This is a genomic window from Listeria monocytogenes (assembly GCF_900187225.1).
In the GTDB taxonomy this organism is placed as follows: Bacteria; Bacillota; Bacilli; order Lactobacillales; family Listeriaceae; genus Listeria; species Listeria monocytogenes.
Genome location: NZ_LT906436.1, coordinates 2,440,710 through 2,454,184 on the forward strand (window position 1 = coordinate 2,440,710; position 13,475 = coordinate 2,454,184).

Here is a 13,475-nt window from a genome sequence, read left to right on the forward strand (position 1 = left end):
ACGAACCTTAAACACGTTGGTATTAAAGGGTTTTAAGGAGGTTTCATTTGTGAATTTCTGCGCTTAAATTAGAAAAGAAACTATGAATTAATTGTAACAATTGTTTCGGTTTTTGCCGCGGTAAATAATGAAGTCCATTCCTTACAATGACCATTTCCCCGTGTTGAACAGAATGCACCATTTTCCTAGTATCTTTGGAAGATATTAAATCATATTCCCCCACAACAGCTAAAAGTGGTGCGCTTATTTTTTGTAAATCCGCTTCTGACATATGTGGATGATAAATCGTTAAAGCAAGTTGTCGTTTCATTCGCTCAAAAAAGCGACTAAATGGCGCTAAAAGAAATGCAGCCCCGTAAGCAACTCGGCAAAACAAGTCTGGTAAAAATCGAATTTGATTTACATGATAGTTTGTTCCAATAACAACGGATGCGATTTGACGATTTGGCTGCATTTTGCCCATTACGAGAGCAACAATACCGCCGTCGCTATATCCGATAACTTTATATTTATCAATTTTCAAATAATCGAGTAACGAAAGCATATCTAGCGCCATTACTTCAAAATCAAGCGGCGTATTTCCAGCTTCACTTTTCCCGTGTGCGCGGCTATCTACGGCGATTACTTGATGATTAGTAGAGAGATCATCAATCATACGCTTTAAAGAACGATGATTTTGACCATTCCCGTGAATAAGCAGGATCGGTTCGCCTTTACCGATTATTTGATAAAACAAGTTAATTCCATTGATTTCTGCAATCATATAGCATTTCTCCTTGCTGAAAACATTTTCTACCCTTATTTTACACCTGATTATACTTGATTTCCTATAAAAAAGCTTTCATTTTAATTAAAATACGCCTGATTCTTTTAAAGCTAGAATCAGGCGCACCGTTTATTTCATAAGTCTTCGATGAAACTGTTGTTGGGGCATATCTGCGTTAATGATTTTCTTTTGTACAGAATGCTTTTCCGCTAAGGGGTGGCTTTTTTCATGCACCACAGCGTCTTTGATTTTCGGAGTTTCGAGCACTTTTGAGGCCTGACTATTTTTTACTTTCATCAGCATTACCTCCTCTTCCAAATCATTACCCCTCTCGTTATTTTTAAAACAGAAAAAACTCCGCGAAGATGTTGCTTTTCGCGGAGTTTAGCGTTTTATTCAATCAACTTATTTTTTTAAGTTGTAGAAAGTGTCGTTACCATGATATTCAGCAAGATCAGCCAAATTGTCTTCGATGCGGAGTAATTGGTTATATTTTGCAACACGGTCAGTACGAGTAGGTGCACCAGTTTTGATTTGACCAGCGTTTGTAGCTACTGCAATGTCAGCGATTGTGGAATCTTCTGTTTCACCAGAACGGTGAGAGATAACTGCAGTGTAGCCAGCGCGTTTAGCCATTTCAATTGCATCCAATGTTTCAGTCAAAGTACCGATTTGGTTAACTTTGATTAGGATGGAGTTAGCGATACCTTTTTCGATACCTTCTTTAAGTTTAGTTGTGTTAGTTACAAATAGATCGTCACCTACTAATTGAACGCGGTCACCAATACGTTCTGTAAGTAGTTTGAATCCGTCCCAGTCATTTTCGTCTAGACCATCTTCAATAGAGATGATTGGGTATTTAGTAATCATTTCTTCATACCAAGTTACCATTTCTTCAGAAGTACGAGTTACGCCTTCACCTTTAAGTTCGTATTTACCAGTTTCACGGTTATAGAACTCACTTGATGCAGCATCCATCGCAAGTTTAACTTCTTCGCCAGGTTTGTAACCAGCATCTTTAATTGCTTGCATGATTGTTTCAAGAGCTTCTTCATTGGATTTAAGGTTTGGAGCGAATCCACCTTCATCACCAACACCAGTGTTTAAGCCTTTACCTTTAAGAACAGCTTTAAGTGCGTGTAGGATTTCAGCACCCATACGTAGAGCTTCTTTAAAGTTTGGAGCTCCAACAGGCATTACCATAAATTCTTGAACGTCGACATTGTTATCAGCATGTTCTCCGCCGTTAAGGATGTTCATCATTGGAACTGGAAGAACTTTACCGTTCACTCCGCCAAGATATTCATATAAATGTACGCCTAGTTCGTCAGCAGCAGCACGAGCAGCAGCTAAAGAAACACCAAGAATAGCGTTAGCACCTAATTTACCTTTGTTAGGTGTACCATCAAGTTCGATCATTGCTTTGTCAATTCCGATTTGGTCAGTTACGTCAAAACCGATAATTTTGTCAGCAATAATGTCGTTTACGTTTTCAACAGCTTTTAAAACACCTTTTCCAAGGTAACGAGCTTTGTCGCCATCGCGTAATTCTACAGCTTCGTATTCACCAGTTGAAGCACCACTTGGAACTAAAGCGCGACCAAACGCACCAGCTTCAGTATAAACTTCAACCTCAACAGTTGGGTTACCACGGGAATCTAAGACTTCGCGAGCATAAACTTCAGTAATAATAGACATTTATAATTCTCTCCTTTGTTGGGATTAATTGATTGAAATGAACATAATATTCACTTCAAATTCAAAGACCCATCCGTTTTTAAATTCGTATTTATTGTAGCTCTGTTTGCAAAAAAACTAAAGTAATAACTAAAATTATTTTTGAATTAAACTTTCGCCTGTCATTTCGGCAGGTTTTTTAACGCCAAGCAAGTCAAGCATTGTTGGCGCAACGTCAGCCAGACGACCACCTTCACGCAGCGTAACACCTTTTTTCGTTACAATTACTGGAACTGGAACGGTAGTGTGCGCAGTATGCGGTTTTCCTTCTGGAGTAGACATTGTTTCAGAGTTACCATGGTCAGCAAAGATAATAGCTGAACCACCTTTTTCTAAAATAAGGTCTACTACACGACCAAGATTTTCATCTACTGCTTCGATTGCCTTAATAGTTGGCTCAAGCATACCTGAGTGTCCAACCATGTCTGGGTTTGCGAAGTTTAAGATGATCGCATCGTGTTTGTCGTTTTTAATGTCTTCCACAAGTGCATCTGTTACTTCATATGCGCTCATTTCAGGTTGCAAATCGTATGTTTCTACTTTTGGCGAATTGATTAGAATCCGGCTTTCACCAGGGAATTCCTCATTTCGACCACCATTCATAAAGAATGTTACGTGTGGATATTTTTCTGTTTCAGCAATACGCAGTTGCGCAAGGCCTTCATTAGAAAGTACTTCGCCGATAACATTTTTCATTTCAATTGGCTCGAAAGCAACTTCAGCATCAACGCTTGGGTTGTAAAGAGTCATTGTCACAAATTTGATGTTTTTAGGGTGATCTGCCCCACGGTCGAAATGATCCCATTCTTTATCAGTGAATGCATTAGAAAGTTGAATCGCACGATCAGGACGGAAATTGAAGAAAATAACTGCATCGTTGTCTTTAACTGTTGCAACAGGTTTACCATCTTTAGTAATGATAGCAGGAACAACGAATTCATCATTTTTGTCATTAGCATAAGAAGCTTTGACAAGTTCGATTGGATCTTCAAATTTTTCACCTTCAGCGCTTACGATTGCTTTGTATGCTTTTTCAACACGTTCCCAGCGTTTATCACGATCCATCGCGTAGAAACGTCCAGAAACAGTAGCAATCGCGCCATAGTTTAAGTCACTAATAGCTTTTTCTAGTGTTTCTAAATATTCTAGTGAGGATTGTGGAGCCACGTCACGTCCATCAAGGAATGCATGGATATAAACGTTTTTCACGCCTTTATCTTTCGCAGTTTCTAAAAGTGCAACGAGGTGATTAATGTGACTATGCACGCCGCCGTCTGATAGTAGGCCGAAAAGATGTAGATCTGAGTTGTTTTCTTTTGTATGAGTGAAAGCATTGTTTAGGGCTTTATTCTCTTGGAATTCGCCTTCTTCAATAGCTTTATCAATACGAGTTAAGCTTTGGTAGACAATACGTCCAGCTCCGATGTTTGTATGGCCAACTTCAGAGTTACCCATTTGACCTTCTGGAAGGCCAACATCAAGACCAGCAGCTTTAAGTTCCCCGTGAGGAAAATTAGCCCAATAACGGTCGAAATTTGGTTTGTTTGCTTGAGCTACAGCATTACCTACTGTTTCTGCACGTTTACCAAAACCATCGAGGATAATAATTGCTACAGGTGATTTACTCATTTTATTTTACTGCCTCCAATAATGCTAAGAACGATGCTGGTTCTAAGCTTGCTCCACCTACAAGAGCGCCGTCAATGTCGGACTCTGCAAGATAATCAGCAATGTTTTCAGGTTTTACGCTACCGCCGTATTGAATACGAACTGCGTCTGCTGCTTTTTGAGATACAGCGTCAGCAACTTCTGCACGAATAACTGCACAAGTTTCGTTTGCATCAGCACTTGTAGAAGATTTCCCAGTACCGATTGCCCAAATTGGTTCATAAGCAATAACAGATTTGATTACTTGTTCTTCCGTTAATCCAGCAAGAGCTGCACGGATTTGACCACGTACCCAAGTATCTGTTTGACCAGCTTCACGTTGATCTAATGTTTCACCACAGCAAATGATTGGTGTCATGCCGTGTTTGAAGATTGCATGTGCTTTTTTGTTAATATCTTCGTCTGTTTCGTGGAAGTACTCACGACGTTCAGAGTGTCCGATAATAACATAAGAAACGCCTAAGTCAGCAAGTGCAAACGGGCTAATTTCGCCAGTGAAAGCACCTTCGTCTTCAAAATAACAGTTTTGTGCAGATACACGAAGATTAGTTCCTTCAGTAAGACGAACTAATTCTTGTAAAAATAGAGCCGGTGCAGCAACTACTGATTCAACAGCATCGCTTGATGGCACGTTATTTTTTACGTCTTCTGCAAATTGTCCTGCTTTTGCAGCAGTTTTGTTCATTTTCCAGTTACCAGCAATAATTGGTTTACGCATTTGGATAAACATCCTCTCGATATTAAAAATTATTTTTGGTTCAGCTTATTTGTCGCTAATAGAAGCAACACCAGGAAGCTCTTTACCTTCAAGATACTCTAAAGATGCACCGCCACCAGTAGAAATATGTGTGAATTTGTCAGCAAAGCCTAAGTCCATAGCTGCTGCTGCAGAATCGCCACCACCGATGATAGTTGTTGCATCAGTTAAGTTTGCAATAGCTTCACAAACGCCAATTGTACCTTTAGCAAAGTTGCTAAGTTCGAATACGCCCATTGGACCATTCCATACAACTGTTTTAGCGCCTTGAAGTTCTTTTGTGAATAAGTCAATTGTAGCTTGACCAATATCTAGTCCCATTTCGTCAGCAGGCATTTTATCTGCATCAACTGTGTGGAAAGGAGCATCGTTACTGAATTCTTTAGATACAACTGCATCAACTGGTAATACTAATTTATCGCCAGCTTTTTCAAGTAAGCCTTTAGCAAGTTCAACTTTATCTGCTTCTAAAAGAGATTTACCAATTTCTTGACCTTGAGCTGCCATGAAAGTGAAAGTCATTCCGCCGCCGACAAGTACTTTGTCTGCTTTTGTAAGTAAGTTTTCGATAACGCCGATTTTGTCAGAAACTTTTGCGCCACCTAGGATTGCTACTAGTGGACGTGCTGGATTATCAACTACACCGCCGATGAATTTAATTTCTTTTTCCATCAAAAATCCGGCCGCTGATTCTAGGTTAGAAGCGATTCCAACGTTAGACGCGTGCGCACGGTGAGCAGTACCGAAAGCGTCATTTACGAAAACGTCGCCAAGGCTAGCCCAGTATTTTCCAAGTTCTGGATCATTTTTGCTTTCTTTTTTACCATCAATATCTTCAAAACGTGTATTTTCAAAAAGAAGTACTTCGCCGTCTTTTAATTCGTCAATTGCTTTTTCAAGTTCTGGACCACGAGTAGTTGGAACGAATTTCACTTCTTTTCCAAGTAATTCGCTTAAACGAGCGGCTACTGGACGAAGAGATTTTCCTTCTTTATCTTCTTCTGTTTTTACTTTTCCAAGGTGAGAAAATAGAATTGCTTTACCGTTTTGTTCTAAGATGTACTCAATTGTTGGAAGTGCAGCAACAATACGGTTGTCGTTAGTGATTTTGCCGTCTTTCATTGGCACGTTAAAGTCAACACGAACTAAAACTTTTTTGTCTTTTAAATCTAAATCAGTTACAACTTTTTTAGCCATTTAGAGTTCCTCCATTAATTTTAAAGGATTGGGGTCGCCCCCGTTATTTCAGAAAATAAGCGGAAACAATAGTGTCTCCGCTTATTCTTGTTATTGCTGATGTGACTAGCACTTCAGTAAAATTAATCTGCTAATTATTTAGCGATTTTTGCAAAGTATTCTAAAGTACGTACTAATTGAGCAGTGTAGCTCATTTCGTTATCGTACCAAGCTACAGTTTTAACTAATTGTTGATCGCCAACTGTAAGAACTTTTGTTTGAGTTTCGTCAAATAATGAACCGAAAGTCATACCTTTGATGTCAGAAGAAACAACTTGGTCACTAGTGTAACCGAATGTTTCTGGATCAGAAGCTGCTTCCATAGCTGCATTTACTTCATCAACAGTAACTTTTTTGTCAAGAACTGTTACTAACTCAGTAAGAGAACCAGTTGGAACTGGAACACGTTGAGCAGCTCCGTCTAATTTACCTTTAAGTGTTGGTAATACTTCACCGATAGCTTTAGCAGCACCAGTTGTATTAGGGATAATATTTTCGGCAGCAGCACGTGCACGACGGAAGTCACCTTTTGGATGTGGAGCATCTAATGTATTTTGGTCACCAGTGTAAGCGTGAATTGTAGTCATTAGACCTTCAACAACACCAAATTTGTCTTCTAAAACTTTAGCCATAGGAGCTAAACAGTTAGTAGTACAGCTTGCGCCAGAGATAACTGTTTCAGTTCCGTCTAATGTTTCATGGTTTACATTGTAAACGATTGTTTTCATATCGCCAGTTGCTGGAGCGGAGATAACAACTTTTTTAGCGCCAGCTTTAATGTGTAATTCAGCTTTGTCTTGCGCTGTGAAGAAACCAGTACATTCTAGAACGATGTCTACTCCTAGGTCACCCCATGGAAGTTCTTCTGGGTTACGGTTAGCTAATACTTTAACTTCTTTACCGTTTACTTTGAAGAAACCATCATGTACTTCTACTTCACCGTCAAAACGGCCTTGAGTTGTATCATATTTTAACAGGTGAGCTAACATTTTAGCGTCTGTTAAGTCATTGATTGCAACAACTTCAATTCCTTCCACATTTTGAATACGACGGAATGCTAGACGTCCGATACGTCCAAAACCATTAATACCAACTTTAACTGTCATAAGTCAATTTCCTCCTTGAAAATAGTGTTTTTTATTTCAAAAGGGTATTACTCCCTTTTAAAAGCGATTTTGCTGCTCCTTCATCCGTGATTAGAATCGTATTTTTTGGAGCACTTTTCATATACGATTTGATTGCTTTGGCTTTCGATGTGCCGCCTGCAACAGCGATAATGTGCGGGATTTGCGCTAAGTCTTCGAATTGAAGACCGAATGTAGGGACCTTATGTACAACCTCGCCCTGCTCATCAAAATAATAGCCAAATGCTTCACCAACAGCTTTACGATGGATGATTTTTTCAAGTACATCTTCGCCGGTATGTCTGCGTTTCGCCATAGCGAGCGCATCACCTATGCCTAAAATAATAGCATTTGCGGATTGTACTAATCGTAAGCCTTCTTGAATTGCCGGTTCTTTCAGTAACGAACGATAGGCTTCTTCGCCTAATTGCTCTGGAACGTAGAGAACGCGGTGTTTTGTGTTTGTCTTTGTTGCCATCTTATCACAAATTGTATTCGCTTGATTGTCAAGGTCTTCACCAATACCTCCACGACCGGGAACGAAAAGTAGTTCTCTGCCTTTTGCGAAATCAGTTGTCATCATTTCGGCAACAGTTGCCATTGTAGAGCCGCCCATAACTGCGACGATGTTTCTTTTTTCGGTGAGCGCCATGTCTAATTGTTCAACAGCCACACGACCCATTTCTTCGCGGACCCATGGTGTATCATCGCTATCACCTTGCACTACCAAGCATTTTTTGATTTGCAATTTCTTCGCTAATTGTTCTTCCATTGAATGTAACCCCGAAAGTTGGTTCATGACACTTTCCAAATCGCGGAAAACGACCAAGCCTTCTTTTGTAACGGTCATTCCGGAAGAAGCAATTTCTACTAAACCTTGTGCTTTCAAAAATTCTACTTCACCGCGCAGGACGCGTTCACTCATGCCTAACATTCCGGCAAGTGTCCGTCTCCCAACTGGTTCAGAAAAATAAATCGAGCGTAGGATTTGGTAGCGTTTTTGCATAATCATCAAAACGTCGGGCAATAACTTTTTCTGAATGTTAATTAAGTCTGACATTTTTAATTGCTCCTCATCTTTGGACGCTTAATGACCCACTTAGTCATCTGACGTCCCGTTAGAACTAAAAAAAGTAGAGATAGAGGCTTTTACAACTTTCAAGACTATTAAACTAGCTACTTCAGCTTGTTAACAAAGTGTCTCTCAATGTGATTTTTACCCCTTCTCTTTCTGCTTACGCTGGTGAATCTTTTTTTATGTTCTTTAACTACCCTACGTTCCCTATTCTAACAGTCTTGGCACAAATCTTCAAGTGTTAAGTGGGACATTTATGAAATATTCACCTGAAATTTACAATTAATTCTTAAACTGCAAACTTCTAAATAGGCTACACTAGTTGTTTTCCACCTCTCTAAAAAATGAAACATGCTCTTAGTGATTTTTTTGTTTTAAAAAGACGTATTTTGTCCCACATACCGCTCGTGAGACAAAATACGTCTTTTAAAATCTTTTTCTTTTAGAGGAAGAAGGAATATTTAACTCTAAACGATACTTCGCGATAGCTCTTCTTGAAACTTGAATTTCTTTTTCTGCGAGCATATCTACTATTTTTTGATCGGACAATGGTTTTAATTTATCTTCTGCTGCTACAAATTCTTGTACTAACTTTTTGATAGTCGTGCTTGAGATATCACCGATGTTTTCGTTTTCGGAAGATTTCTTTTGTAAACCGGACGCAAAGAAACGTTTTAATTCGTATACGCCATTCGTCGTTTCCATGTATTTCCCATTCACCGCACGGCTCACTGTGGATTCATGCACGCCTAGCTCTTCCGCCACTTCTTTCAAGGTTAATGGTTGTAAATGCGCCGAGTTATCTAGGAAATAAGCTTTTTGATGGCTGACAATCGCTTCACCAACTCTTTGTAAAGTACTTTCGCGTTGTTCGATGCCTTTTTTAATCCAATCAAATTCGCCAGCTTTTTCACGTAGAAACTGGGCGACGTCTTTTTCTTCAGTCGCTCGCATCGTTTCGTAGTATGCTTCTTGGAAACGAACTTGCGGTAGAAATTGTTTTGCTAGTGAAACAGCAAATTCATCTTCGTGTTGAAGTAAAATTAAATCCGGAACAACATATTGGACACGTTCGGACTCAAACTCAGAACCCGGCTTCGGATTTAAGGTTTGAATGTAATCCGAAACCTCTTGAATATCTTGCAAACTAACATCCATTTCTGAAGCGATTTTCTTCCATTTTTTCTCTGCGAATTCCGTGAAAAATTTTTGGATTACATCATAGGCAATATATGGAGCATCCGGCGAGCGTTCGATTTGTAGTAAAATACATTCGCGCGCATCTCTGGCACCAACGCCAGCTGGCTCCATGCTTTGCAAAATTTCTAGGCCTTCTAACACACTAGAATCATCCATTAAAAGCGCCGCACTAACATCTTTCAAATCTATTTGTAAATAACCATTGTCATTTAAACTTTCTATTAAATATAAAACGATAATTTTTTGTGTTTGCGTTACGTCCATTAAATGTAGTTGTTCTTTTAGCGCATCGGCTAAAGTCATTTTGTTATCAGCTATTTGTTCCAACCAATCTGTATCATCAGAACTTCCAGCGCTTTTACGGCTGCTGTATGAAAAATCTGTTGCGAAATCCGAGCCTGGAATCACTTCAATTAATGGGTTCTCGAGTGCTTTATCTTCTAAAAATGCCACTAAATCAGCCGTTGCAAATTGAAGCATTGCAATAGACTGGGACAATTGTTGCGTCATATTTAATTTCTGTGACTGCTTTTGTTGTTGCTTTTGGACGAAATTAGATTCTAAACGCACATTAAAACCTCCATTAAAAATTCGTCTGATATACTTATACCAAACTAAATTCCATTTATTGTCTTCATTATAACATGCCATTTTTCAAATTACAGCAGATTCTCTTTGTTCTATTTCAAAAAAAGTCCAAGCACTTCTTACAGCGCTTGAACTTTCGTTTATTTTGGTAAATGGTTTAAAAAGTTGCGCGATGCAAATCCTTCTACCTCTTCTTTTGTATAATGTTTTCCCAGTGTTTCAAGGAAATTTTGGTATTTACCGGCGTGTTCGAGGCCTTTGACATGATCTGGGATACCATCAAAATCTGAACCGAAACCAATGTTTTTCATCCCGCCAAGCTCGCAAATGTGATCAATATGACGAATAACATCTTCTATATCAGCCACGCCATCATTGGTTGTGAAAAGTGGATGGAAGATTACATGAATCATTGCGTCATGCTCAATCATCGCTTTGATTTGTTCGTCATCTAAGTTTCTAGGATGGGCACAAATTGCTTTGGCGCTTGAATGACTGGCAATAACAAACTCAGCTTGTTCCAACGTTTCCCAAAAAGCTTTTACACTCAAGTGAGAAACATCCGTGAATACTTTTCTTTCATTTAAAAGATGGATAATGTCTTTTCCGAAGCGAGTTAGTCCTGCACCGCGTTCTTCCATAATGCCATCCGCTGCCAAGTTGGCGTTGTTCCACGTTAGTCCGACAGATAATACGCCACCATCAAGTAATTGCGTTAATTTATCTAAATCACGTCCAATTGGTTCAATGCCTTCTAACGTCAACATCGCGCCAATTTTATCTTCAGGTAGATTTTCTAAATCACACCATTTTTTCACATGATGAATGATTCCACCTTTGTGCAGTACGTGTTGTTTAAAAATATTAACTTGCTCAACCGCTTTCTTCCATTTATGTTCAACCGGGATATCTTCATCAAGAAAAATAGCGAATCCTTGTAGTAACATTTTAGCCTCTATAAGCCGTTCAAAATTCACATCAAGTTCTTCCGCATCTTGGAAAGTGTATTTTCCTTTTCCAGCCTGCAACTTGTAAAGCGCATCACAGTGGGTATCAATTACTCTCATTTTCTGTCGTTCCTCCTTTTAGATACATCTATTATATACTTTTCAGAGGAATAGACAAGAGATTTTTCAAAGACGTTTTCATTTTGTCATTTTATGCTGTTTACCTGGCCAGAATGCCCATTTTCCAAGGAGCACAGTAATCGATGGAACTAGGAATGGGCGGACAATGAACGTATCGAGCAAGACACCAATTGCTGTAATTAAGCCAAATTGTACTAAGAGCTGAATTGGTAGTGTAGTCAAGACTCCGAAAGTTCCTGCTAAAATTAAACCTGCAGATGTGATAACCCCACCAGTTTGTCCAACTCCTTCTGTAATCGCTTTTCGAAGTGGCATCTTCTTGCTGTTTTTCCAAATACTAGAAATCATAAAGATATTGTAATCTTCCCCGAGTGCAACGATGAAAACAAAGGCATAGAGCGGAATCAAACCAGAAATCGCCTCCACACCCATCGCATAATGAATGATGACCCAACCGAGGCCGAGCGCTCCAACGAAGGACAAGAGAACTGTAGCGACTAAGTAAAGCATTGCTGTAATCGAGCGCAAGTAGCATAAAAGTAAAATCGCAATCAAAGCGATAACAAGTGGAATAATCACTTTTTCATCGTGCTCTGTCACCGCGCGATCATCATATTGTGTCGCAGTTTGTCCCGCAATATATACGTCATTTCCTTTGTCAGCGGCGGCACGTACTTTTGGAACAACATCCATCGCTTCATTGCTATAAGGGTTATCTTTTAAAATAAGTGTATATTTTTGATAACCTTTGCTTCGTTCTGGGCCAGTAACTGAAGCCACTCCATCCACATTTTCAAGCGAACTCTTCATTGATTCTTTGGAGTTCACAACTACTTCCATCGGCGCAAGCATACCAGCACCGAAATGATCACTAATTAAGGTAAATCCTTCCCGAGATGGCATATCTTCTGGGAACGTCGAAAGTGTGTCATACGTATATTTCACTTGAGTTGTAAAAATCCCACATCCAATTAAAATAATCAAAGTGATAATTAAAATTCGTACGGGATGTTTCGCAGACATTTCCCCAATTTTATGCCAAAAACGGTTTTCTTTGTGGTGTTTTGGCGTTTTTCCTTTTTTCTTCGCACGTGTTTCTTCCATTTCTACTGTTCTTGGGACAAATGGCCAGAATGATACACGACCGAATATTCCTAGAAGCGCTGGGACAAGCGTTAGCGAAGAAATCATCATAATGAAAATCGCTAAACTAAATGGTACGGCGAAATTGTGAAATGAACCATATTCTGCTGCTAATAATAGAAGTAGTGCGGCCATTACAGTCAACCCACTAAGTGCAATTGCGCCTGCTGTTCCGCTAAATGCTTCTTTAAATGCTTGGAATCTGTTTTTCTCAGTGTGCAGATGGCTACGGAATCTGGAAATTAAGAATAAACAATAATCCGTACCGGCGCCAAATAGTAATACGGTCATTATCGAGAGCCCTTGTGAGCCATATGTGATAATACCTTCTTTCGCGAGCAAACCAAGAATTGGCGTAATTACTAAGTAGGCAAAACCAACTGCAATCAAAGGAATTAACGCTAAAATTGGCGAACGATAAATTACTAGTAAAAAGACTAAAACAAGTAGTACTGTTCCGATTAGCAGCGAAACGTCCGCATCTTTAAATAGTCCACTCGCATCCACGCTAATACCAGCCGGTCCCGTTGTCCGAGCAACAAGCGTATCATCAGCGGATACTTTCTGTGCAAATGGATCTTCTCCAATTGTTGTTTTAGCCGCTGATTCAAGTTGCTTGAAGCTTTCTGTTAGTTGGTCTGAAGTCGCGCTATCTTTCATAATAACGGTTTGAATAAAAGTAGTTCCGTCTTTAGAAACTTGTTGTTTGAGCGCAACGGGTGGCATTTTATCGTAAGGAACTGCCATTTTTTGATAGTCTACTGGGTTTTCGGTCAATTCTTTGCTGTATTTTTGAAAATTAACTAAGTCTTCGTTTGTTAAACCTGTTGAACGATACCAAGTGATAAGTGCTGGTACCCCGTCCGTTCCAGCAAATTTGTCATCAATGAGCTTTTGGGCGACAACAGAAGGCTCTGAATTCGGTAAATCTTTCGCGGCGTCATCTTTATAATCAGCTGCTTTTGGAAAGAAAAACTGTAAAATAATAATTGCGATAATCCAAATACCTAATGTTATAAACCGACCTTTCTTGCCACCAACTCCACTGGCAATTTTACTTAAAAATCCATCTTTCATTATAAATCCCCCTTTA

At 39.4% G+C, this 13,475-nt stretch carries 11 protein-coding genes; all 11 read right to left on the reverse strand.

Annotation, left to right across the window (positions count from 1 at the left end; translation table 11 throughout):
- Window positions 1-43: 43 nt before the first annotated feature.
- Window positions 44-763 carry an alpha/beta fold hydrolase gene (locus CKV70_RS12405; protein ID WP_009925021.1) on the reverse strand — a complete coding sequence of 240 codons (720 nt, stop codon included), beginning with the start codon at window positions 761-763 and terminating at the stop codon, window positions 44-46.
- Between the two features lie 132 nt (window positions 764-895).
- Complete coding sequence (locus tag CKV70_RS12410; RefSeq protein WP_003772391.1) at window positions 896-1,069, reverse strand: hypothetical protein; 174 nt, start codon at window positions 1,067-1,069, stop codon at window positions 896-898.
- A gap of 102 nt (window positions 1,070-1,171) precedes the next feature.
- A complete protein-coding gene (gene eno, locus CKV70_RS12415; protein ID WP_003727923.1) occupies window positions 1,172-2,464 on the reverse strand; it encodes a phosphopyruvate hydratase in 1,293 nt (430 codons plus the stop codon).
- Window positions 2,465-2,599: 135 nt separating this feature from the next.
- Window positions 2,600-4,132 carry a 2,3-bisphosphoglycerate-independent phosphoglycerate mutase gene (gene gpmI, locus CKV70_RS12420; protein WP_003732483.1) on the reverse strand — a complete coding sequence of 511 codons (1,533 nt, stop codon included), beginning with the start codon at window positions 4,130-4,132 and terminating at the stop codon, window positions 2,600-2,602.
- A gap of 1 nt (window position 4,133) precedes the next feature.
- Window positions 4,134-4,889 carry a triose-phosphate isomerase gene (gene tpiA, locus CKV70_RS14630; protein ID WP_003723925.1) on the reverse strand — a complete coding sequence of 252 codons (756 nt, stop codon included), beginning with the start codon at window positions 4,887-4,889 and terminating at the stop codon, window positions 4,134-4,136.
- A gap of 45 nt (window positions 4,890-4,934) precedes the next feature.
- Window positions 4,935-6,125: a phosphoglycerate kinase gene (locus CKV70_RS14635; protein ID WP_014601130.1), complete on the reverse strand. Its 1,191-nt coding sequence runs from the start codon at window positions 6,123-6,125 to the stop codon at window positions 4,935-4,937.
- A 134-nt stretch (window positions 6,126-6,259) separates the two neighbouring features.
- Complete coding sequence (gene gap, locus CKV70_RS12435; RefSeq protein WP_003732485.1) at window positions 6,260-7,270, reverse strand: type I glyceraldehyde-3-phosphate dehydrogenase; 1,011 nt, start codon at window positions 7,268-7,270, stop codon at window positions 6,260-6,262.
- A 31-nt stretch (window positions 7,271-7,301) separates the two neighbouring features.
- Window positions 7,302-8,348: a sugar-binding transcriptional regulator gene (locus CKV70_RS12440; RefSeq protein ID WP_003732486.1), complete on the reverse strand. Its 1,047-nt coding sequence runs from the start codon at window positions 8,346-8,348 to the stop codon at window positions 7,302-7,304.
- 441 nt (window positions 8,349-8,789) lie between these two features.
- Window positions 8,790-10,133 (reverse strand): RNA polymerase factor sigma-54, encoded by a 1,344-nt coding sequence (rpoN, locus tag CKV70_RS12445; protein ID WP_003732487.1) that lies wholly within the window; start codon window positions 10,131-10,133, stop codon window positions 8,790-8,792.
- A 158-nt stretch (window positions 10,134-10,291) separates the two neighbouring features.
- A complete protein-coding gene (locus tag CKV70_RS12450) occupies window positions 10,292-11,218 on the reverse strand; it encodes a dipeptidase (RefSeq protein ID WP_003732488.1) in 927 nt (308 codons plus the stop codon).
- 78 nt (window positions 11,219-11,296) lie between these two features.
- Window positions 11,297-13,459, reverse strand: coding sequence for an MMPL family transporter (locus CKV70_RS12455; protein WP_014931017.1), 2,163 nt, complete (start codon window positions 13,457-13,459; stop codon window positions 11,297-11,299).
- Between the last annotated feature and the right edge of the window lie 16 nt (window positions 13,460-13,475).